The sequence below is a fragment of the Pseudooceanicola sp. NS-SX8 genome, assembly GCF_057380755.1.
On the sequence record NZ_CM170819.1, the window covers coordinates 1521824 to 1544295 of the forward strand.

Sequence of the window (22472 nt, forward strand, 5' to 3'; positions counted from 1 at the left end):
CCCGGGACGGGATCGGCCGGATCAGTTCTCGCGGCCGATCGGAATGTTCATTTCCTCGGGCTTGATCTCCCGCACCAGCTCGGGGATGGCCCAGGCCACATCGTCGTCGACCCGGATCTTGAAGTGGTACATCGACTGCAGCGCCTGGTGATCTTCCGGGCGGAAGGTCATCGTGCCCTTGGGTGTCTCGAAGGACATGCCCTCCATGGTCTCGATCAGGGTCTCGGTGTCCCACTCATCTGCGGTTTCCAGCGCCTTGACCACGGCCATGCCGGCCGCCATGCCGCCCGCGGTGAAGAAGTCCGGCGGGGTCTCGAAACGCTCCATGTGGGTCTTCACCAGCCAGTCGTTCACGTCGTTCTTCGGCAGGTCGTAGTAGTAGTAGATCGCGCCCTCCATGCCCGGCACCCGCTTGTAGGTGGGCAGGACCGACAGGATGTGACCCCCGGTGGAGATCTCGATGCCATAGCGCTCGGGCTGCATCGCCTTGATCTTGCCCATCGGGTCGCCGCCACCGGCGACGTAGATCATGATGACCTTGCGGCCCTCCTTGTCCTTCAGCGCGTTGAACATGCGCTCTGCGCTGGCGGTGAAATCGGTGGTGCCCTGCGGCACGTATTCCTCGGTCACGACCGTGGCGCCGGACCCGTCCAGCGCCGACTTGAAGGCGGTGATGCCGTCCCGGCCAAAGGCGTAATCCTCGGCCAGCGTGGCGACATACAGGTTCTCGTCGGGATCAAGCGCCAGGGCCTGGGCCTGCATGTCCATGGACGAGTTGCGCGAGGTCTTGAAGATGTAGCGGTTGCTGTCCGGGCCCGTCAGGCTGTCGGCCACGGCCGGTTCCACGATCAGGATCTTCTCGTATTCCTCGGCGATGGGCAGCATCGACAGGGTCACCCCCGAAGAGGTCGCGCCCACGGCCAGCAGCACGTCATCGTCGCCATAGGCCTCCTCCAGCACCGCGCGGGCGACGTCCGGCTTGAACTGGGTGTCCTTGTGGATGATCTCCACCGGGTGGCCCTTGATCATGTTGGTGCCGCCCGTGGCATATTCGATGCCCAGCTCGAACCCGGTCTGGGACTGTTTGGAAAAGGCCTCGAAGCTGGATCCGGACATGCCGTGCACCAGGGCGATCTTCACCGGGTCCTCCGCATGGGCCGCTCCGGTGACGCTCAGGCCGAACGCGAGCGCGCCGACCAGTGTGAACACTGATTTCATGGGTCCTCCCTCCCTATATCCGGACGGCAGGCGCATTGCGCTGATCCATCCGTTTCAGTATCTCCTTGCGGGAGGGAAGATCCCAAGGACCGGGGTCGGGAGCAATATCGTGGAACTACTTATCGAGGATGCCTATCGCACGGGCCGGTTCGAGGAGATCGCCTTTCTCCACGCGCCGATCGGCCTCGTGGTGACCGAAAACCGGGTGATCCGCGACTGCAACCTCGCCTTCGCAGAGATGTTCGGCTACCCCCGCGAGGAGCTGCGCAACCAGACCTTCCAGGTGCTCTACCCCTCCCGGGAGGAGTTCCAGAACATCCGGGATCGCGGCATCCGCGCCCTGTCGGACAAGAACGTCTACTGGGACGAACGCATCATGGCGCGCCGCGACGGGTCGCTCTTCTGGTGCCGGGTGCGGGGGCATTCCTTCACCCCGGATGAGCCGCTGGCCCGCGCCGTCTGGTCCTTCGCCGACCTCTCTCCGATCCGTCCCTACAACGAGCTGACCCGGCGGGAGAGGGAGATCGTCTCCTTCCTCGCAGACGGCCTGACCTCCAAGGAGATCGCGCTGAAGCTCGACATCTCCCACCGCACGGTTGAGGTCTACCGCGCCAAGCTGCTGAAGAAGTTCGGGGTGGTGAACACCTCCGCGCTGTTCCAGGCACTGGGCCAGATCGACGCCGACCACGTGGTCGACCGCAGCTGACCCCGCCCGAGGTCGTCCCTGAAGTGGCTTCTCATGATCGGGGGTGCTCACATCGGGCCGCCGTCGCGCCGATCTGCCGGGAAATACCCGCATAGGGGTACAAGCTATGCGCTGAGCGCATGGAATTTGCCACGGTCTCGCCTCAATCCGCCGTAAGAGCTGACAAGTTGAAAGAATTGCCACAGTTCCGCCCTAGTCGAACAACCTTTGGTTGATTTGCTTGCGGGGCTGGAAGAGAGCTATTCTCGGAAAAGTGGCGGGGCGTATCGGCCTGGCGGAGCACTCCGGCGCAGCGAAGGCCGCCGCGAATCTCGACGGCAAGGATCGCGCCCGATCCTCGAGATCTGGGTCGCAGACGCTAAAGAGCAACGAATTTGCGACCAAAGTCGTAGGTGAATTTACCCTGTCTGGCCGGTTGAAAAAGATGACCCTAAGTCAACTCAATTTCCGGAGGGGGCAGGTGATCCGCGGAAATCCTCGCGAAATGCTCCTGCATCGTGGGTAACTCCCCCGTTTTCTCCCCCTGTTGGGTTAAGAAAGCGCCGAATCACCCCAGCCCGATTTGTCGGAGCCCGGTCAAAGCGGCCCTCGGGACAACTCGTTGCGCTGAAAATGGCCTGACCGTTATTTTCTTACCATTTTCGGGCCCGTTGGGATAAAATGGGGTCAAGATACAGCTCTGCTCCGTCACCCTGACACACACACACACCCGATGGTCATTGATGTATCACGGCGGTGAGGAGCCCCTGGAAAGGGTCTCCTCACTCGCCTTTTGGGCGAAAATTCATCACACCCCTAGGTTGTGACGTAACGCAATCCCGGCTTTGCAAAATCATTCAGACTGGTTGATTGTTTTAGTGCAATCGAGGAGTCCCGAATACACCTTTTGCGTGTTATTCAATGTTTTCAATTGTTTGAGTTTTCGCAGCGCCTTCCAGACCCATGCGTAGGGCGCAACTCATTCGGGACCATTCAAATTTATCGTAAAGCTGTCGTTGCACGGATAGTGCTTTCACCTCCGCAGATATCGGGCAAACTCCTTCTTGTGTGTGTCAGTTGTGAGTGCGGAGTTTAAGTGTGGAACCGTTACTAGTGTCGCTCTTCGGCATGTTGGCCTCGGGCCTCGTGGGCGAAGGGAACTTGGGTAAAGACCTCTCCACGGATGAGGAAAGCGACGGGGAAGACGAAGAGGCCGAGATAGAGGAGACGTCCGAGGACGCAAGCTCCGACATCATGGACTACGTCTTCCCCGAAGCCTCCGAAACCGCGGAGACCGGGACGACGGAGGACGCGGCCGATACGGCCAGTACCTCCTCGGATGACGAGGCCGCGGTGGCCGGCGCCGCGGCTGTCAGCGCAACGCTGACCCAGTCCGAAGCCGGAGACAGCGACGACGACGGCGATACCGTGGTCGAAGATGAAGACGACAGCGTGCAGTTCGATGTCGTCACGGGCCTGGCAGGGGCCGCACCGGCACTGATTTCCGGTTTCGACACCGCCACCGACGACCCGACCCTGAAGTCCGATCAGATCTTCCTTTATGCATCTGACGGCACCCTGATCCCTGAAAGCGATTTCACCTCGGGCGACCGCTACCTGTCCATCGTGGACATGGAAGACGGCTCCGGCGCCGGCCTCTACCTCGATGACGAGCTGGTGGCGGTGATCGAGGATTACACCGCAGACGAACTTGCTGCCGACACCTCCTGGGTCGGCAACTTCACCGAAGGCCTGGGCGAACTGGTCGAGGTGGACGACGACGGCAACGACATCACCAATGTCTTCGCCGATCTCGACGAGGAAGAGACCGAGGAAACGGTCGCCACCGACGAGACGGAAGAGACCGAAGAAGCGGTTGCCGCCGACGAGACGGACGAGACCGAGGAAACGGTCGCCGCCGACGAGACGGACGAGACCGAGGAAACGGTTGCCGCCGACGAAGCGGAAGAGACCGAAGAAACGGTCGCCGCCGATGAGGCGGAAGAGACCGAAGAAACGGTCGCCGCCGATGAGGCGGACGAGACCGAGGAAACGGTCGCCGCCGGCGAGGCGGAAGAGGCTGAGGAAACCGCCGCAGACGAGACGAACGAGACCGTCGCTGCGGACGAAACCGAAGAAACCGATCTCGCCGCCGAGGCGGATGAGGAAACCCTGGCCGGCAGCGAGGGCGATGACAGCCTCGCCGCGGCAGAGGAGGAGACGGAAGAGGCCGTCGCCGAAGATGATGCCGAAGACACCGCCGCTACCGCCGAAGGCGACAGCGAGGAAGAGGCAACGATCTCCCTCACCGTGACCGCCGCGGAAAGCACCGGCAATTCCGTCAGCGAAGAGATGTTCGGCGGCAATGTCATCTACACGGTCAACACCGAAGATGGCGAGATCAACGACAACATCAGCGAGGCGATCGAGGATCTGGAGATCAGCTCCATCCGCTACCCGGCAGGCCAGGGCGATGGCACGGCCGAGGAAGAGGGCACCGGCTGGATCAACATCGTCGACCTGGATTACGACGAGGACGGCAATGCCAGCCTCAGCGACGCGGTCACCGCGATGCTCGACTACGCGGCCGATCCCAACGGCGACGGCGACACCTCCGATGCGCTGTCGGTCACCCTGGTCATTCCGACCCAGAACATGACCCTGGAAGAGTACGAGGAGTTCGCCGACGATATCGAACTCTTCAGCCAGCTGGTGATGGAAGACTACGGCGACATCATCGAAGCTTTCGAGGTCGGCAACGAATACTGGACGACCATCGGCGAAGAGGAATACGGCGCCAAGGCCAACATCGCCATCAAGGCCCTTGCCGACGGCATGGAGGCCGCGGGCTACGAGGCGGACGACCAGCCCGAGATCATCGTGCAGATGGCCACGCCCACCGGCGAATCCGACTACAACGCCGAAAGCTCCGACATGAGCTGGGTGGACCGGCTGGAGGCCGCCAACCAGACCATCATCGACCAGCTGGACGAAGAGGCCCGCGAGGACCTGGATGGCGTGGTGGAGCACTACTACTACCGCCAGGACGACGACAACTACGATGGCAGCCTGGACGAGTTCAACTACATCGAGAAGGACTACGCCGTCTGGGACGAGGCCTTCGACAAGGACCTCGACCTCTACATCACCGAGTGGAACATCAAGACCTCCAATGCCGATGAACTGGGCATGAAGGCCGCCTCCACCATGCTGGAGCAGTTCGAGAACATGATCGAACTGGGCGTCGACGGTGCCGATGTCTGGGCGGTGATGCACAACACCTCCACCGATCTGGCCGGCGACAAGGATGGCGAGGTCACCACCGATGACCAGGGCCGCGTCACCACCTCCATCAACGGGGCGATCTACGACATGATGTCCTCCTCGCTGGTGGGCAAGGACCTGGTGGATGTCGACCTGGGCGGCGATGACAGCGAGGTCGACGTGACCGTCTACGCCGACGACGAGGAAACCGTGGTCTACGTCGCCTCCCGCTCGCTCGATGTCGAAACGGTGGAGATCGACCTCTCCTCCCTCGTCTCCGACTACAGCTCCGTCACCGGCACCAAGGTCGGCATCGACCAGTCCACCTCGGACGGCCAGATGTGGATCTCCGGCGAAGGCCGGGTGGAAGCCGACTACGTCACCATCGACGGAGAGAAGTACTACTACAACGAACACGATGTCGGGGCCGAATACACCGATTACGTCTTCGACGACACGACGGTCAGCGTCACCCTGAACCCCTACGAGGTGATCGAGATCACCATCGTCGGCGGCAGCGCCGTGGTGACCGTGGTCGATACCTCCGAAGAGGACGACAGCGCCAGCCTCGACGCCGCCTCCGGTGACGACGAGGTCGCAGGCTCCGAAGGCGAGGATGACCTGAGCGTCGCCGCCGACGAGGACAGCCTGAGCACGGCAGAGACCGCCGAGGCGACGGCCACCGAAGAGGAGACCGCAGAAGCAGAGACCGAAGCCGCAGCCACCACCGATGACGCGGCAGAGGAAGACACCCTTGCGGAAGGCACCTCTCTCGACGACAGCCTCGAAGGCACCGAAGAGGCCGACTACCTGAAGGGCTATTCCGGCGATGACACGATTTCCGGCGGCTCCGGCGCGGATACGCTGGCTGGCTCCGAAGGCGAGGATGTCATTGATGGCGGTGCGGGCGACGACAGCCTGAACGGCGGCCAGAACGATGACCGCGTCACCGGCGGTTCCGGCGATGACGTGATCCTGGGCTGGTCCGGCAACGACTACCTGAAGGGCAACCAGGGCGCCGACATGGTCGACGGCGGCGAAGGCGACGACACGCTGGCGGGCTCCCAGGGCAATGACACCCTCTATGGCGGTGAAGGCGCCGACAGCCTGAATGGCGGCAAGGACGATGACTACATCTCCGGCGGGGCAGGGGCCGATACGGTCACCGGCTGGTCCGGCGCGGATATCTTCGCCTTTGCCGAGGACGAGATCGAGGACGGCGACACCGTCACCGACTTCCAGTCCGGCAAGGATGCGATCGAACTGGATGTGCCGGGCCTGACCTCCATCGCCGACCTGGTCTTCACCGACCGCGAAGAGGGCGGCGTTCTGGTCGAGGTTCCGGGCTATGGCACGATCCTGCTGCTGGGCGATGACCTGACGGCGGAAGAGGTCGCGCAGGAAGGCAACTTCGTCTTCCTCGGCGCCGCTGCCTGACCTGATGAGCGGTGGTGCCTCTGGGCGCCGCCACACCTGAACAACGGTGGTGCCCCTCGGGGCACCGCTGGCCGAAGACCCCGAAGGGCGACCCTGCCGGAATGCCGGGTGCCCGACCTCGGGGATGCAACTTTCCCGGGCCGCTCCGGCGGGCCGGATCCCCTCACATGCTGGCCGATGCGGCAATGCCTGCGAAAACGGGGCCTGCGAAAACGGGTCATGCGAAAACGGGTCATGCGAAAACGGGTCATGCGAAAACGGGGCTTGCGAAAACGGGGCAGGGCACAGCCTCCAAGGGTCCTGTCCCGCGCCTGCCGGAATATAGCCGGCAGGCACGAAACTCCCGGCGCCCCGGCGCGTGTCTCCGACGGGATGCGCGGGGCGCGTCCCGGGGCCGCCAGGGCGCCATGCCCTGCCGTCCTGCGCGGGGACCCGCGCAAGGGCGCGGTGGCGGGAAGAAATGGAAACGCTCCCGAAATTTAGGGGGTATAGGTACGATCCAGCGCCCGCCGGGGTCCCCGGGGTGGCGCTGCAGGAAAGGACATATGTGGCCCGCCCGATGCGGCGGGTTCAGGAGACTGCGGGGAGAAGCCGGTTCCACATAGCTTCTCCCCGTGGGCGCGGGCGGGCCTGGCACGGCCCACCCGCAGCTTCCGACGGCTGATGGCACTCACACACACACAGCCGGTCGTCAGAAGCACCTTCGCGCGCCCCGGGCCCCACCGGGGCGCGCACCCGCCCGCCGGGCGCGCCTGGCCCCAGGGGGAGACCGCCATCGGACCGGCAAGCGCCTGATCCTCAATGCAAATGAGTCCCGACACCTCCACTATAGGGCAGGTTTTGAACCGTCGGAAAGTACCCAGCCGAAGGGCGCCGTAGCGTCACTTCGTCCCGACCGTTGCCAGACTCAGGCCCGTCTCTCGCCTTCCTGTGGCCTGCACAGGCCCGGGCGCGCGCGGGCCGGGTCATCCCCGGGTGCGCTCTCTTTTCACCTCCCCTTGTGGCCTCGGGTTTGCATATCCCGCGTGCGGCGTGGCCCCGATGCCTGCCTGGCGACTGCCAAGTGCCTGTCTGGCGCCCTCCGGCCCATTGCCTTCGCCCCCTCCATGCGGCAGCGTCGGCGCTGACCGGGCGAAACCGGGGCGTCACCGGAGCTACGTCGCCTCATGTTGCCCCTTGCCGCCCAGATCCGCGCCGAAAGACAGGACCCCCAGATGACCAACCCCGCCGCCGCCCGCTTCCTGGCCGATCGCTTCCCGGTACACCGCGACTGGCGCCGGGACATCCACGCCCACCCCGAACTGGGGTTCGAGGAACACCGCACCGCCGCGTTGGTGGCCGAACGCCTGCGCGATGCCGGGTTCGAGGTGACGACCGGCGTGGGCCGCACCGGCGTCGTGGCCACCCTGCGCCGGGGCGAGGGGCCCTCCATCGGCATCCGCGCCGACATGGATGCGCTGCCGATGCAGGAACAGACGAACCTGCCCCATGCCTCCAAGGTGGCGGGCAAGATGCACGCCTGCGGCCATGACGGTCACACCGTTTCCCTTCTGGCCACGGCAGAGGCGCTGGCGGCCCATGGGGCGTTTTCCGGCACGGTGCACCTGATCTTCCAGCCTGCGGAAGAAGGCCAGGCGGGCGGCGCCGCGATGATCGCGGACGGGCTCTTTGACCGCTTCCCCTGCGATCGCGTCTTCGGCTTCCACAATGAACCGCGCATGGCCCTGGGGCAGGCGGCGACCCGGCCCGGGCCGACCATGGCCTCGGCCGATGAATTCCGTATCACCTTCACCGGCAAGGGCGGCCATGCCGCCGTGCCCCACATGGCGAAGGATACCGCGCTGGCGCTGGCCGAACTGACCGTCGCGCTGCAGTCGCTGGTGGCGCGGCGCATCGACCCGCTGCACGGCGCCGTCGTCTCCGTCACCCAGATCCACGTCGGCACCGGCGACAACATCATCGCCGGCGACGGCTGGATCGGCGGCACCGTCCGCTGCCTCGTGCCTGGGGATCGCACCTTCCTCGAAGAGGGCATCCGTCGCATCGCCGCCGCCCATGCCGCCGCCGCGGAGCTGGAGATGACCTTCGACTGGCACCACGGCTACCCGCCGCTGGTCAACGATGCCGCCGCCGCCGCCGATGCGGCCCTTCTGCTCTCCTCCGATGCCGCGCCCGTGAGCTATGCTGAGGCCACGCCGATCCTCGCGGCCGAAGATTTCGCCTTCATGCTGCAGCAGGTGCCGGGCGCCTACATCTTCTTCGGTGTGGCCGAAGACGGGCTGCAGGGGCCGATGGTCCACGACCCGGCCTATGACTTCAACGATCGCCTGATTCCGCTGGTCGCGGAAAGCATGGTCGCCCTGGTCGAATCCGAACTCCCCGCCTGATCGCACCGCCCTCCACGGGCTGCCACTCCGCAGCCCGTTTCGCCCCGACCCCCGCCTGATCGGGCCCCGAAAAGCCCCGGATCTGCTCCCGGTCCGCGACTGGGGGCAGGGGCCGGTCACGCCCATGTAACAGAAATGTAAATTTTTTGATCATCCGGTCAGCGACACCCCGCCGCCGGCATCTGTCATACCCCTGACGCAGAGTTCGGCTTTGACTCCTCCCGCATGACCGGGGCAGCATCTCCGGCACGACAGTATCCAAAAGGGGAGATACCGCATGTCCGTCCGTCTTCTGACGAGCGTGGCCGTCCTGGCGCTCAGCGCCGGGTCCGCAATGGCCGACTATTCGCTGACCATCCTGCATACCAACGACTTCCACGATCGTTTCGACCCGATCAGCAAGTACGACTCGACCTGCGGTGAAGATGACAACGCCGAAGGCAAGTGCTTCGGCGGTATCGCACGCATGGTCACCGCCGTGGCCGACGCCCGCGCCGCCGCACCCGGCGATGTCCTGCTGCTCGACGCAGGCGACCAGTTCCAGGGCTCGCTGTTCTTCACCGAATACGCCGGTGACCTGGCCGCCGAATTCATGACCAAGATCGGCTATGACGCCATGGCCGTCGGCAACCACGAATTCGACAAGGGCCCGCAGGGCCTGTCGGACTTCCTCGACAAGGTCGAATTCCCGGTCCTTTCCGCCAACATCGACGTCTCGGGCGAGCCGCTCCTGGCCGACCGCGTGGCGACCTCCGTCGTCCTGACCCCGGGCTCCGAAAAGATCGGCGTCATCTCGGTGCTGGCCGAGGATACCGCGGAAACCTCCTCCCCGGGCGACAACGTGATCTTCTCCGCCGTGGCCCCCGCCGCCCAGGCAGAGATCGACAAGCTGACCGCCGAAGGCGTCAACAAGATCATCCTGCTGTCCCACGTCGGCTACAACGAGGATCAGCGCCTCGCCTCCGAACTGGACGGTGTCGACCTGGTCATCGGCGGCCACTCCCACACCCTGCTGGGGGACATGGACGGCGCCGCCGGCGCCTACCCGACCATGGTCGGCGACGTGCCCGTCGTCACCGCCTATGCCTACGGCAAGTACCTGGGCGACCTGCAGCTGACCTTCGACGACGAAGGCACCCTGACCGAGATCACCGGCGCGCCGATCCTGATCGACGCCTCCGTGGCCGAGGACGAAGCCACCAAGGCCCGTGTGGCCGAACTGGCCAAGCCGCTGGAAGAGATGAAGGCGACCGTCGTGGCCGACGCCGCCGAGAAGATCGAAGGCGACCGCACCGTCTGCCGTGCCGTGGAATGCTCCATGGGCAACCTGGTGGCCGATGCCATGCTGGACCGCGTGAAGGATCAGGGCATCCAGATCGCCATCCAGAACGGCGGCGGCCTGCGCGCCTCCATCGACGCCGGTGAGGTTACCATGGGCGAGGTGATCTCCGTCCTGCCGTTCCAGAACACCCTGTCGACCTTCCAGGTCACCGGCGCCACCTTCGTGGAAGCGCTGGAAAACGGCGTGTCCGAAATGGCTGACGGCGCGGGCCGCTTCCCGCAGGTGGCCGGTGTCTCCTTCACCGTCGATCCCAACGCCGAAGTCGGCTCCCGCATCTCCGACGTCATGGTCGGCGATGAACCGATCGACCCGGAAAAGGTCTACGGCGTGGTCTCCAACAACTACGTCCGCAACGGCGGTGACGGCTACAAGATGTTCAAGGACGCGATGAACGCCTACGACTACGGCCCCGACCTGGCCGATGTCACCGCGGCCTACATCATCGCCAACGCGCCCTACCAGCCCTACACGGACGGCCGCATCACCGTGAAGTGACGCGTGCCGCCGCCGGATCCCGCGGGTCGGGACCCGGGAAACACGAAGGCCCGCCGGTTCTCCGGCGGGCCTTCTGCATTTGGGCCTTCTGCAACCTGGGCCGCGCGGTGCGGGCCGCGATCAGTTGTTGGAGGTATCCGCCCAGCCGGCAGAGGTGCCCAGGTCCACGCCCCGGCTGTTCAGGTTGTAGCCGACATCGCCTCCCACGTAGAACCCGTCGCCCAGGTAGGCCGCGCCGACGTTCGGGCGGATGCCGCCGCCGTTGAACTGGTAATCCACGCCCAGGCTGCCGGTCAGCTGGTGGTCGTTGTCATCCCAGAACAGCCGCGCGCCCGCGCCGGGCTGTGCGCCACCGGGGCCAAAGGCGATGGACATGCCGATGCCCAGGGCAGGGCCCGCCTGGGCGGGGGTGGCCATCGGCAGGGCCAGGGGCAGGGAAAGGCAAAGCGCCAGGGCAGGGCCCGTGGCAAGCGCGGCAAGGCCGCGCAGGGTATGAATGGGGGTACGCATTTCTGTCTCGCTCGATAACGCCGGGCTTCCGCCGGCTCTGTCGTCAAACTGGTCAGCGCGGCGGTGCCGTCAAATGCAAACTTTCGTCATCAGCGGAAAGGCGCCGCAGGGCGCGACGTGAAAAGGCCCGCCGAAACGACGGGCCTTCGCGACTGGCAGGGTGCCTCGCCGGGCGCCGGGGGCGGTCATCGCCCGCCCCGGGGCGGCGTCAGTCGGGTTGCTGTTGCGGGCTGTCTTCCTGCGTATCGGCCCAGCCGCCCGTGGCGCCGAAGTCGATGCCGCCGCCCATCAGGCCGTAGCCGACATCGCCACCCAGGTAATAGCCTTCGCCCAGGTAGGCCGCGCCCAGGCTGGCACGCCAGTCACCGCTGCCGAACTGGTAGTCGAGGCCAAGCATCGCCGCCGCGCTGTCTTCCTCGTCGTCGGAGAAGACGCGGACGCCAACGCCGGTCTGCGGGCCGGCCGGCCCGAAGGAGACGGACAGGCCGAAGCCAAGGGCGGGATCCGCCTGGGCCGGGGCTGCAAGGGAAAGGGACAGTGCCAGCGCGGGCAGTGCCGGGGCAAGAAGCAGGAATTTCCGCATGAGATCACCTTGATCGAACTTCAGGAGCAGGGGCCCGGGGCGGGCCCTGGCAAGACAGGGGAAATGCCGACTTCGGTCAGTTCGCTCCCGTCGGCCCCTAGCTTCCGGGAAAAAACGCGTAAATTCAAGGTGATAATTTATCGTGCGCCGGGGCGCGCAAGGGCGCACCCTGGCCGGCAGGCAGGCGTGCGGCCCTGCGGCCCGCCGGGCGTTCGACCCGGTGTTCAGCGCGCAGCCACCGCGACCCTGCGTGCGCTGCGTTAACCCGGGCCGGTTCCGCGCATGCCGCACCGCCGCGATACCGACGTAATACCGACGTGATACCGACGTGCCGATTTCGGCCCGAAACCCCTGTTAAACTTGGTTGAGAAAGTCTGATTCGCCGCAGTGCAGTACCGACGTTCTGCGCGCCCCGGTCAGATTTCGTTCATAGCTGCCGCCCTCCCTTGCGCCCTGCGGGGGACCGGCCCTATCTTCTGGGAAAGGAGAGGCCCATGGATCACCCCCTTCTCGACCTCATCAGCGCCCGCATCGCCGAGGCAGAGGCCCGCGGCGAATTCGACAACCTGCCCGGCGCCGGCAAGCCCCTGCCCAAATGCGATGATCCCGAAAACGCGCTGCTCAACCGGCTCGTGAAAGAGGCCGGGGGGCAACCTGAATTCGTCACCCTTTCCAGGGAGTTGCAGGCCCTCCGGCAGGAGCTGGCAGAGGAGCATGACCGCACCCGCCGGACCGAGATCATGAAGGAGATCTCGATGATGGATGCGCGGATCGACCTGGCCCGCAAGGCGCATGGCCGCTGATCCCTGATGTGCGGACGCATCGCCAACACCCTGCCGCATGATGCCATGGCCCGGCTTTTCTCGGCCCGTCCGGCGAACGATCTGCCGGATGTGCCGAACTACAACCTCTGCCCGACCGAACCGCTGGCCGTTGTCCTCTCCGAAGGGGAGGCGCGTCGCTATCTGCCGATGCGGTGGGGCTTTCTTCCCAGCTGGTACAGCTCCCCCACCGACGGTCCCCTCCTGATCAACGCCCGCGCCGAAACCATCGCGGAAAAGCCAGCGTTCAGAGAGGCTTGCAGGTCACGCCGCTGCCTCGTTCCGGTCACGGGGTTCTACGAATGGCACCGGGAGGGCGGGCAGAAACTGCCCTGGTTCTTCCGCCGGGCAGACGGTGATCCGCTGGTTCTGGCAGGCATCTGGCAGGACTGGGGCCAGGGGGAGGCGCGCTGTTCGACGCTGGCGCTCGTGACCACTTCGGCCAACGGCCTGATGGCCCCTGTCCACCACCGCATGCCCGTGGTGATCTCCCCCGACGACTGGCCCCTCTGGCTGGGGGAGGCAGGCCACGGTGCCGCGCGCCTGATGCGTCCTGCCCCGGATGACACGCTGACGGCCTGGCGTGTCTCCACCGCCGTCAACTCCAACCGTGCCGAAGGCCCCGACCTGATCGAGCCCTTCGAAGATGGCGCTGAAAGTGATTTGATTTCAGGGCATTGACCTATGCCCTGCGGGGTCAGTTGGTGGCGGGCTGGTTCACCACGTTGCCTTCGGTATCGACGACGTAGACATGGGTCCGCGTCTCTTCGATGGCGGTTTCAACCTCGGACAGGTTCAGTTCCTCTGCCAGGCTGGTGTTCAGGTAGGGGTAGGTGTCCGGATCCGTCTCGTCGTCGTTCACGTCCAGGGACACGCCGCCGTCATAGGTGTAGGTGTAGGTGTTCTTCCCGTAAGAATAGGTCGTGACCCCGCTGTAATCGAGCTCTCCATCGGCATCGACGATCACGGTGTAGGTGTCCCCGTAATCCATGTCGCCCGAGGTCCAGCTATCGTCATCCGCGGTGATCTCCTGGCTGTTGGAGCTGACGTTGACGAACATGAGCGCATCGCCTTCCACCGCGTGGACGACGTCGGGAAAGAACATGTAACGAAGGAGATAGATGACATGGGTGACCCCTGTCTCCTCGATCGGATCCTCTTCTTCCTCTTCCGTCGTCCCGCCACTGTCGGAGCTATCTCCCGAGCCGCCACCACCGTCGTACGGGCCCCCGTCATCGTGGTGGTAGTAGTCGGCCATGGCCGCCTGCGGGCCGGCGCCCGCGATCATCAGTGCCAACAGGACCGCAGCCGTGATCACCGTCGCATTCTTCTGCGAAAACAGCGGGGTAGGGCGGTGGAGGCGGGTCTTGGACATCGGGCAGATCACGGTTGGCGGAATCAATTCCCCTAGACCTATCGACAGAATGCGGCTGTTTTTGGACCAATGGAATGATCCGTTCGCGGGGCCTTGGCGGTGGAACCTGACCCGGGGTTGTGCGTTGATAAAGCGAAGAACATCGCAATCCCCGCGAAGGAGACAGAGATATGGCGACCGCAAAAGCTGCTGCAAATTCCTCTAATTCCACCTCTAGTTCCAAGGGCTTCGAGCCCGGTGATCCTGCCGCGATCCAGGCACAGCTCGATGCCGTGCGCGCCGACGTGGCGGAGTTGACCCGTACTCTGGCCGCCTATGGCAAGTCCCAGAAGGAGCAGGTCAGTGCAGAGGCCCGCGCCCGTGCGGAGAAGCTGAAGGCGGATGCCGAAGCCGGTCTGCATGATGCAGAGGCCCGCGCCCGCGCGGCCTATTCCCAGGCCGAAGGCGCGGTGCGGGAAAACCCGGGGGCGGCCATGGCCGTTGCCGGCGGTGTCGGCTTCCTGCTCGGCCTGTTCCTGTCCCGCCGCTGAGGCACGGGATGTTCGGTTCGTTCAGTTACGGGCTCCGGCGTGCTGCGCAGCGCGCCGGATATTCCCTTGCCGCACTGGTGCTTATCGGTATCGGGACGGGCTTCCTGACGGCGGCGCTCTGGATGCTGCTGGAGGAGATGCGGGACGCGCTCTTCGCCGCCACGGTGATCGGGGGCATCTATGTGGGCGTGGGCCTGATCCTCCTGGCGTTGTCGCGTCGGACGCGGCCGGTGCCCATGGCGCACCCGCGTGATGTCCCACCGCCGCCCGCGGCCTCCGCGGCGGGGCTGTTCGCCGCCCTGATGCAGGGCGTGGGGGCAGGCATGGCGGCAGGCGCGACCCGTCGCCCCGATCCCCACCCCCCGGCGGAGTAAGCCGCCGGAGAAAGCCACGCCCGCTGTCCTGCTCCCCGGGGCGGCGGCTTTGAAATGCAGGGTTTTTGCCGCCTCTTGCCCGAAGTCAGGGCAGGGGCTTGCCTGCTTTTTGCCTCTCCGATGCAAGAATGCCGCTGACACGGCTTTTTCACCTCTGGTTGATTGCCGCCTCTTTCTTCCGGGCAGGAATTGATTTTTCCTGCCGATGGAGGGTCAGTTGGGTCGCGGGGACCAGATGCGTATCGCCATTGTTGGGGCAGGAATTATCGGGCTCAATGCCGCGCTGGCATTGCGCGCGCAGGGGGCAGAGGTTGCGATCTACGATCGCGAAGGCGTCGCCGCAGGCGCATCCCGTGGAAATGCCGGGATTTTTGCCGATTACGCCGTTCTGCCCGAAGCCCGTCCCGGTCTGCGCAGGGAAGTGCCGCGCATGCTGCTGGATGGCAACGGCGCGCTCTCCATCCGTTGGAGCCACCTGCCCAAGCTGGCGCCCTGGCTCATTGCCTTCATGCGGGAAGGCACCCCGGAACGGGTGGCGCGCAGCACAGAGGCGCTCTCTGCGCTGATGGCGCATGTCCGCAACGACTGGGACCGCGTGCTGGCCGATACCGGGACAGAGGACCTGCGGGTTTCGCACGGGGGGCTGCATGTCTATCGCCATCGTCGCAGCCTCGATGCCTCCCTGCCGGAGTGGCAGATCATGGCAGATCACGGCATTCCCTTCGACCTTGTCATGGGCCAGACCCTGCGGGACCTGGAACCGGCGCTGTCGCATGATTACACCGTCGGGGTCCTGCTGACCGACCTGTCGCACTCTCTTAATCCTCAATCCCTTGCAGAGCGTCTCGCCTCCGCCGCCCGGTCGCGTGGGGTGGAGCTGCGGCAGGGAGAAGTGACCGCAATCCTGCCCACGGAAACCGGTGTCCGCCTGTCCTTTGCCGGCGGCGGCACGCGGGATTTCGATCGTGCGATCATCGCCTGCGGGGCACATTCGGCCGCGCTGTCGAAGCCATTGGGGATCGACGTGCCGCTGGACACGGAGCGCGGCTACAACGTGACGCTGCCGGCGCCGGGGGTGACGCTGAACCGGCCTGTCTGCCTGCCCGAACGTGGCTACTACATGACCCCGATGAACATGGGCCTGCGGATCGGCGGCCGGGTGGAACTTGGCGGGCTGAAGGCGCCGCCGCGCTGGTCGCGTGCGGAGGCGATGGCGCGGCATGCCGAAACGGTCCTGCCGGGCCTGAACCGCGACGGGGAGCAGCGTTGGATGGGGTTCCGCCCGTCGATCCCGGACACCCTGCCGGCCATCGGGCCGGTCCCGGGGCAGGAGCGGATCCTGCTCGCGTTCGGCCATGGGCACCTGGGGCTGACCCTCGCGGCCACGACAGGGCGTATCCTGGCGGAAATGATCTACGAGCTTCCGCACCAGGTAGATCCAACCCCTTGTCTACCCTCGCGTTTCACCTGACCTAAGGCGTGCCTGCGTGGTCTGCGTCTGCATGGTGAAAAAGGGGGGGATTTGGAGCGGGCGACGGGATACGGAGACTGGGAATTTATCCTGTCTTTTCAACGCTGAAGTGGCCCATGGCGAGGGTGACGTCGGTGTAATAAACTCAATGGGTTACGGGCGTGGTGTCCCACGGTATTTTCACCATTCCATCCCTTCCAGGCTGGTCATCGCAGCCTTGGCTAGCTTCCAGCGATCAACGCCCTTCGTGTAGATTTCCGAGGTCTGGGCCTGTGTGTGGCCGTGGATCGTCATGATCTGATATTGCGAACAGCCTTCCTGTGCGAGCAGGTGTCCTGCGGCCTTGCGAACCCCGTGTGCGGAGCGCCCTGCGAGGCCGGCCGCATCGCACCAGCGACGGAACATGGTGCCCAGAGAGTCTGGCGTGGCGAACGGCTCACCCTTCGCGTTAAGAAGGTAACTCTTGCCCTGGATCGACGCGGCTCGGGTGGCGCGATGAAGAGGGGGCAGCATCGGGATAGTGACCACGGCAGACCCGCGCTTGGAGGGCTGCCAGCGGAGCGCCTGGATGCCCTGCACCTTGGTCTCATGCTCGCGGCCAAGCCAGATCGCATCGCCGATCCGGCAGGCGGTGAACATCAGCAGCGTGAGGCACAGGTGGGGCGTGGTGCCAGCCGGATGGTAGGCTCTGAATTTCTTCAGGTCCTCGGAAGACCAGGGAACCGCGCCGCCTTTTCCTGCGTCGATGCGCGCGATGCCGACAGCCGGGTTCACCTCGCAAAGGCCTCGTTCGCAGGCCCAGCGATACATGGAGCGGATGCCCTCGATGATGCTGTCGGCGCGAGCCGGTGTCGCGACGAACTCGTCGCGCAGCTCGATCAGCTTGGTCTGGGGCATCGACATCGCGTAGTCGGCATACCTGTCGGTCAGAACCTTCATGACCCCGATCCGCTTCTTGAGGGTGAGCGGCGATGTGGCGCCGGCCTTCACGTCGCGTTCCATGGCCGCCAGGTGCTTTGCGGCGATCCAGCCGATGGAGTAGCGAATGGCGCGTTCCTCAGGAGTGGATACCGGTTCCAGGCGCACACCCGCGCGAGCAGCGCGGTAGATTTCCACGAACTGGGGATGATCTGGCCCGACTGACAAAGGGATGCGCCTAGTCTTGTCCCCCTCGACGCGTACGCGGAAGCGGACGGAGCCGGAGGGCAATGTCTCTGCCAGCAGGCCCGGGTAACGGATCTTCATTGCGCTGAGGTCCAGGACAGGGGTTTACGTCTATCCTCTGCGGCTTGTCTCCCGGGGTAAGGCCATCATCCGTTGAAACCCTCCAAGCCCTGCGCATCGCGCGGGGCTTTTCCATTCCCGGAGATCCCCATGAAACTGAAACTTGTCTACAACTGGCGCGATGTGCTGCGCGGGGCCTTCTCGGTCTGGCTCATGGCGCTGTCGGTGCTGCTGATCTTCGCGTCGGTCGCGCTGTCGCTCCTCGATGCGGAACTCCTCGGCCTCGATGCGCTGACCTTCGCAGTGCTGGCCGGGATCCTCACGGCCCTGGCCATTCCCGCCCGGGTCATCCTGCAGGCCAAGCTGGAAGACTTCCTGATCGAGGAGGACGGCGCCCTGGGCCTTCCGCGCAGCGGCCGCGCGAAAGCCGGGCTGGTGGCGGCGGTCCTGGCGATGGCCGTGCCGTTGGTCGGCGAGTTCGAGGGGCTGCGGCTGGAGCCCTATCAGGACGTGGTCGGCGTGTTGACCTGGTGCTACGGCGAGACCGAGGGCGAGCCGCAGGCCCACTACACCAGGGCCCAATGCGATGCACTGCTGGAGGACCGCCTGGCGCAGTTCTACGTCGAGCTGCAGGCAGCCTTCCCGAAGCTGGAGGCCGCGCCAGTGGGCGTCCAGGTCGCCGCGTTGTCGCTGGCCTACAACATCGGCCTGACGCGCCTCATCCGCTCCGAAAACACCGGCGGGGCCCTGCGCGCTGGCGAGTGGCGCCGGTTCTGCGACATGCTGCCGAGCTGGAGGTGGGCTGGCGGAAAGGTCTGGCAGGGGCTGGTGAACCGCCGGGGCAGGGAGCAGGGCATCTGCCTCGGGGCATTGGCATGATCGGCCGCGTGGTCTTCGGCGCGCTCCTCGCTGCCCTGGTGCTGTGCGCAGGGCAGGCCTGGCGCCTCTCCGCCCGCCTCGCCACGCTGCAGGCGGAGCAGGGCGCGCTGCAGACCCGGCTGGTCGGATGCACCGGCCGCCTCTCCGACATCATTGCCGACAAGGAGCGTGACCATGCGGTGGACGCGATACCCGATACCGATCTGGCTGGTTCTGTGCCTGGGCGCTGGATCCTGCCTGCGCCCTGATCCGGTCGCACCCGCGCCGCCGCCTGGTCCGGCCTTCTGCGATGTCGAGGAGCTGCGGCGGTTCACCCAGGAAGAGATCGACTGGCGCGCAGCGCATGCGCCCTGGAACCTGCGCCGGGATCTCAAGACAAATGCCACCTGGGAGGCCGCATGCGCCGCTACTGGGTGAAGATGGAAAATCGCGCCTTCGGCTACGATCACCCGGCCCGGGAGCTGGTCTTCGAGGCGCCCGACGAAGCGGCCGCGCGCCGGGCCGCATGGGCCTGGGACCCGATGGCAGACATCCTTTCCGTCCGGCCTGGCGATGACGCCGGGGCGGAGGCGATGGCCCCCTGACGGGGGCGGCGGTGCGTCAACACCGCCACCACGCAGCCCAGTTTGCAGACCGGCTGCGCCGGCGAGGACAAACCAGAATCGCCGCCCGCACTCTTGCAAGAGCCGGGCGTTTGTGACTGGAACCTTTCATGAACACAACGACGAAGGTGACCCCGGCCGCGCCGGTGGCGCCCTGGCGTGGGGGCAAGAAGGCCCTTCACCGCACGATCATCGACCGGATCGAGGCGATCCCGCATGCGACCTATGCCGAGCCCTTCCTGGGCATGGACGGGGTCTTTCTGCGTCGCTCCTGGCGCCCGAAATGCGAGGTGGCCAACGACCTGGACGGCGAGGTCACGAACCTCTTCCGCATCCTGCAGCGGCACTATCCGCAGCTGCTGGACGTGATGCGCTTCCAGATCACCTCCCGCCGGGAGTTCGAACGCCTGCGCGCCGTGGATCCGGCGCAGCTGACCGACCTGGAGCGTGCGGCCCGGTTCCTCTACCTGCAGCGACTGGCCTTCGGTGGCAAGTTGGGCGGGGTGTTCGGCGTCGCCCATGACCGAGGCGGCCGGTTCAGCCTGGCGCGATTGGAGCCTCTGCTGGAGGCCGCGCATGAACGGCTCGACGGTGTGATCTTCGAGAACCTGGACTGGGCGGAGCTGATCCGCCGCTACGATGGGCCGGGGACGCTGTTCTACCTCGATCCGCCTTACTGGGGCGGCGAAGATAACTACGGCAAGGGCTTGTTTGCCGCCGACCAGTTTGCACAGATGGCGGAGCTACTGGGAGAGATCCGCGGTGCGTTCCTGCTATCGATCAACGGCCGCCCGGAGATCCGCGCGCTGTTCGCGGCGTTCCACATGGATCCGGTGACGCTGAAGTACACGGTGTCGAAGGCCGGCGCGTCTGAGGCGAAGGAGCTGATCATTTCAAATCGAGAGGTGCGCGTGGGGCTTCTCTAGGGGGAAGGACCGACGCTCGCAGCGAGATTTGCGGGCGCCGGCCGGGCATATAGGTTGGCGACGTCGGGCCGGGGCGTCAGTGAGCGGTCGGCACTTCCGGCCCTTACCGGACTTTCGCGCCAAGCTCGGTGGATGACCGGTGTCAGCCCTTGGCTACCACACGCACTCTGGAGCGACACCCCTAAGATAGGCGCTACCCTCTCAGTTTCCTGCGGCACGCGAACCACTATGTGATACTGATAAGCGCACCCGAAACTATCGACACGAGACGAGCGGCTAGCCTTTGATCAGCACCGTAGCCTCAGGCGATTTCTGAGGAAGCGCAGTTGGAATATTGTTTGTGGAACTTCATGAAGTTAAGGTGGCCGCGTTGAACTCCTTCAGATCTGCCAAGCCTTAGGTGTGCCTATACATGTGGAAAGAATTCGGTTTTCAGAAAAACCTTTATGACACTCACCCCGTCTCGGGAAATGCTAGAGGTGAACGCTTGCTTGTTGGAAGGCAGAAGGAGCTTCGATCGCTGAAAAATCGGATTACCGAGTTCAAAACGGTTACTACCATAGAAGGGCCTAATGGCGTCGGGAAGACTAGTGTTGTTTTGGTCGGAGCCTTCCAGATTCAAAATGAAACTGCAAAGTCGGGAAAAAGCTCCCTCATTCTACTCCCAGATCCCGTTCAGCTAACAGCAGAGGATACCGCAGTTGACTTCAAGAGAAAAATTTACGCCGCAATTGCCTCGCACTTCATAGAACATGAAAGCGAGCTTCGCCAGCGGCTTGACCTCCAATTCGGATTGAAGCCGCTCGAGGCCTGGCTTGAGAATCCTCTATTTTTTAGCGGCTCAGCTACTGTCGCGTCTTTTGGACTGGGTGGGGGGAAGTCAGCGAACGAATCCTCTGGGTTCGATCTCCATGGTTTCTTCACGTTGGTTGATCGCCTGTTAAAATCGGCTTTCAACGACGAAGGTGGTATTATTTGTGTCATTGATAATCTTGAAATTCTTAACACCCATCAAGTAGCACGTCAGCGATTGGAGGCTCTACGCGACGACCTGTTTTCGAAGCATGGAATTAGGTGGGTTGTATGCGGGGCGAGGGGCATCGTCAGGAGCGTGGCCAGCAGTCAACGCCTGCAGGGTCGTTTGCAAGAGCCAATTGAGATTATGCCACTCGACGCGGAGGCAATTGAAGACTTGGTCCGCACGCGTGTCGACGAGTTTAGGCTGCGCCCCGATGCGGTCCCACCTGTAGGGTCTAAATCCTTTCAGCTTGCATTTCGAATTCTCAACGAAAATCTGCGCGACACGTTGAAATTTTGTGGCGATTTTTCACTTTGGTTAGATGATAGCGGACAGGTAAGCGACAACTCAGATAACTTGGATCAGCTTTTTGAAGTATGGATCGCCGACCAAAGTGAGCGGTACATGGATGCCATAAATGTTCCACCTCGCGCATGGAGGTTGTTCGATGATATTTGCGAACGAGGCGGCTCCATTAGCCCATCTGACCATGAAGAGTTTGGGTTCAATTCTTCTCAGAACATGAGAGGACAGGTTCAGAAGCTGGAACAGGCGGATCTCGTTGTTTCGGAGTTAGAAGACTCGGATCACCGTCGAAAAACAATTTCGGTTGTAGCTAAAGGTTGGCTTTTGAGGCATCACAGAACGGGCTATGCTACACCGAACGTTTGAGGATTGCAGTTTCGAATAAGATCGCGAAGCTCTCTTTCCTTTGCTCGGCCCGCCGATAGCGGGATGTTGACCGTCCGGTATTTCTCCCCACCATCGGTCAAGGAAGGCCGAGCACAGCGTCCACTCTCTCGTCATAGCTGACTTTGGTGCTGACTGCAGCGAACTTCCGCTTTCCGCCCTTCGTGCCTATGCTGGCCACGATGCTGCGCCAGGCGTGAAGGTTCGCAACGGGCGGGGAGCCGTCATTCGCTGCGCCTCGCACTTAAGACAGTTTTGCGGGCGAAGCTTTCATTCCACTTAGATATTGTCAAAGCGTAAGGTGGCCACCATGCAGTGCTTCTAGCGAAGCAAAGCTAAGATCTTTGCAAATGACTCTCGCGTTTCTGTTGTCAGTTCAATGCCAGTTACCTCGACCATGTACGTGAGATGGTCGAATGCCAAACCAAACTCTCCATGCCCTAGAAACTCGTAAACAATCGTGTCGCCACCTCTCAGGTTAACTTGTTCTAAAGCCGTTCCTGGCTCAGGCTCACCTGAGAGATTTGCAAATACCAAGTCCACCAGCTCCTGAATTTCAGGTGTCACAAGACGTATGGCGAACTCGATTTCAGACATTTGAGATCTCTAACCTGATTAGAGCTATCTGCCAAGGTAGCCAT

Annotated in this window: 20 protein-coding genes; 14 read left to right on the plus strand and 6 right to left on the minus strand. The window is 64.0% G+C overall.

Annotation, left to right across the window (positions count from 1 at the left end; all coding sequences use genetic code 11):
• Nucleotides 1-21: 21 nt before the first annotated feature.
• Nucleotides 22-1218, minus strand: coding sequence for a substrate-binding domain-containing protein (locus AC2IR1_RS06985; protein WP_486475564.1), 1197 nt, complete (start codon nucleotides 1216-1218; stop codon nucleotides 22-24).
• 109 nt (nucleotides 1219-1327) lie between these two features.
• Here AC2IR1_RS06985 and AC2IR1_RS06990 point away from each other — a divergent pair, with 109 nt between their 5' ends.
• The 4 genes from AC2IR1_RS06990 to AC2IR1_RS07005 all read left to right on the plus strand — a co-directional run bounded on the left by AC2IR1_RS06990 (nucleotide 1328) and on the right by AC2IR1_RS07005 (nucleotide 10828).
• Nucleotides 1328-1924: a helix-turn-helix transcriptional regulator gene (locus tag AC2IR1_RS06990; RefSeq protein WP_486475565.1), complete on the plus strand. Its 597-nt coding sequence runs from the start codon at nucleotides 1328-1330 to the stop codon at nucleotides 1922-1924.
• A 1077-nt stretch (nucleotides 1925-3001) separates the two neighbouring features.
• A complete protein-coding gene (locus AC2IR1_RS06995) occupies nucleotides 3002-6604 on the plus strand; it encodes a calcium-binding protein (protein WP_486475566.1) in 3603 nt (1200 codons plus the stop codon).
• A 1214-nt stretch (nucleotides 6605-7818) separates the two neighbouring features.
• Nucleotides 7819-8991, plus strand: coding sequence for an amidohydrolase (locus tag AC2IR1_RS07000; protein ID WP_486475567.1), 1173 nt, complete (start codon nucleotides 7819-7821; stop codon nucleotides 8989-8991).
• Nucleotides 8992-9268: 277 nt separating this feature from the next.
• Nucleotides 9269-10828, plus strand: a complete 1560-nt coding sequence (locus AC2IR1_RS07005) for a bifunctional metallophosphatase/5'-nucleotidase (protein WP_486475568.1) — start codon at nucleotides 9269-9271, stop codon at nucleotides 10826-10828.
• A gap of 120 nt (nucleotides 10829-10948) precedes the next feature.
• Here AC2IR1_RS07005 and AC2IR1_RS07010 read toward each other — a convergent pair whose 3' ends face one another.
• A complete protein-coding gene (locus tag AC2IR1_RS07010; protein ID WP_486475569.1) occupies nucleotides 10949-11338 on the minus strand; it encodes a hypothetical protein in 390 nt (129 codons plus the stop codon).
• Nucleotides 11339-11546: 208 nt separating this feature from the next.
• Nucleotides 11547-11921, minus strand: coding sequence for a hypothetical protein (locus AC2IR1_RS07015; RefSeq protein WP_486475570.1), 375 nt, complete (start codon nucleotides 11919-11921; stop codon nucleotides 11547-11549).
• A 494-nt stretch (nucleotides 11922-12415) separates the two neighbouring features.
• Between AC2IR1_RS07015 and AC2IR1_RS07020 the strand changes: the two genes are divergently transcribed.
• Nucleotides 12416-12724 (plus strand): DnaJ family domain-containing protein, encoded by a 309-nt coding sequence (locus AC2IR1_RS07020; protein WP_486475571.1) that lies wholly within the window; start codon nucleotides 12416-12418, stop codon nucleotides 12722-12724.
• A 6-nt stretch (nucleotides 12725-12730) separates the two neighbouring features.
• Nucleotides 12731-13423: an SOS response-associated peptidase gene (locus AC2IR1_RS07025; RefSeq protein ID WP_486475572.1), complete on the plus strand. Its 693-nt coding sequence runs from the start codon at nucleotides 12731-12733 to the stop codon at nucleotides 13421-13423.
• A 16-nt stretch (nucleotides 13424-13439) separates the two neighbouring features.
• Here AC2IR1_RS07025 and AC2IR1_RS07030 read toward each other — a convergent pair whose 3' ends face one another.
• The gene (locus AC2IR1_RS07030) at nucleotides 13440-14117 is read right to left on the minus strand and encodes a cupredoxin domain-containing protein (protein WP_486475573.1); all 678 of its coding nucleotides are present in this window, start codon (nucleotides 14115-14117) and stop codon (nucleotides 13440-13442) included.
• A 170-nt stretch (nucleotides 14118-14287) separates the two neighbouring features.
• On the opposite strand from AC2IR1_RS07030, the gene AC2IR1_RS07035 reads away from it, so the two are divergent.
• The 3 genes from AC2IR1_RS07035 (at nucleotide 14288) to AC2IR1_RS07045 (ending at nucleotide 16492) form a co-directional block, all read left to right on the plus strand.
• On the plus strand, nucleotides 14288-14647 hold the full coding sequence (locus tag AC2IR1_RS07035; RefSeq protein ID WP_486475574.1) for an ElaB/YgaM/YqjD family protein: 360 nt from the start codon (nucleotides 14288-14290) through the stop codon (nucleotides 14645-14647).
• Between the two features lie 8 nt (nucleotides 14648-14655).
• Nucleotides 14656-15021: a phage holin family protein gene (locus tag AC2IR1_RS07040; protein WP_486475575.1), complete on the plus strand. Its 366-nt coding sequence runs from the start codon at nucleotides 14656-14658 to the stop codon at nucleotides 15019-15021.
• A gap of 235 nt (nucleotides 15022-15256) precedes the next feature.
• Nucleotides 15257-16492 carry an NAD(P)/FAD-dependent oxidoreductase gene (locus tag AC2IR1_RS07045; RefSeq protein ID WP_486475576.1) on the plus strand — a complete coding sequence of 412 codons (1236 nt, stop codon included), beginning with the start codon at nucleotides 15257-15259 and terminating at the stop codon, nucleotides 16490-16492.
• Between the two features lie 180 nt (nucleotides 16493-16672).
• On the opposite strand, the gene AC2IR1_RS07050 is transcribed toward AC2IR1_RS07045, so the two are convergent.
• Nucleotides 16673-17737 (minus strand): tyrosine-type recombinase/integrase, encoded by a 1065-nt coding sequence (locus tag AC2IR1_RS07050; RefSeq protein ID WP_486475577.1) that lies wholly within the window; start codon nucleotides 17735-17737, stop codon nucleotides 16673-16675.
• A gap of 129 nt (nucleotides 17738-17866) precedes the next feature.
• Here AC2IR1_RS07050 and AC2IR1_RS07055 point away from each other — a divergent pair, with 129 nt between their 5' ends.
• From AC2IR1_RS07055 to AC2IR1_RS07075, 5 genes are all read left to right on the plus strand, one after another.
• Entirely contained in the window at nucleotides 17867-18595 is a 729-nt protein-coding gene (locus tag AC2IR1_RS07055) for a lysozyme (protein ID WP_486475578.1), read from the plus strand.
• A complete protein-coding gene (locus tag AC2IR1_RS07060) occupies nucleotides 18592-18843 on the plus strand; it encodes a hypothetical protein (RefSeq protein WP_486475579.1) in 252 nt (83 codons plus the stop codon). The genes AC2IR1_RS07055 and AC2IR1_RS07060 overlap by 4 nt, the downstream gene beginning before the upstream one ends.
• Nucleotides 18844-18993: 150 nt before the next feature.
• Nucleotides 18994-19179: a hypothetical protein gene (locus AC2IR1_RS07065; RefSeq protein WP_486475580.1), complete on the plus strand. Its 186-nt coding sequence runs from the start codon at nucleotides 18994-18996 to the stop codon at nucleotides 19177-19179.
• Nucleotides 19180-19307: 128 nt separating this feature from the next.
• A complete protein-coding gene (locus AC2IR1_RS07070) occupies nucleotides 19308-20123 on the plus strand; it encodes a DNA adenine methylase (protein WP_486475581.1) in 816 nt (271 codons plus the stop codon).
• A gap of 412 nt (nucleotides 20124-20535) precedes the next feature.
• The gene (locus AC2IR1_RS07075; RefSeq protein ID WP_486475582.1) at nucleotides 20536-21813 is read left to right on the plus strand and encodes a hypothetical protein; all 1278 of its coding nucleotides are present in this window, start codon (nucleotides 20536-20538) and stop codon (nucleotides 21811-21813) included.
• A gap of 339 nt (nucleotides 21814-22152) precedes the next feature.
• Here AC2IR1_RS07075 and AC2IR1_RS07080 read toward each other — a convergent pair whose 3' ends face one another.
• Entirely contained in the window at nucleotides 22153-22428 is a 276-nt protein-coding gene (locus AC2IR1_RS07080) for a hypothetical protein (protein ID WP_486475583.1), read from the minus strand.
• Between the last annotated feature and the right edge of the window lie 44 nt (nucleotides 22429-22472).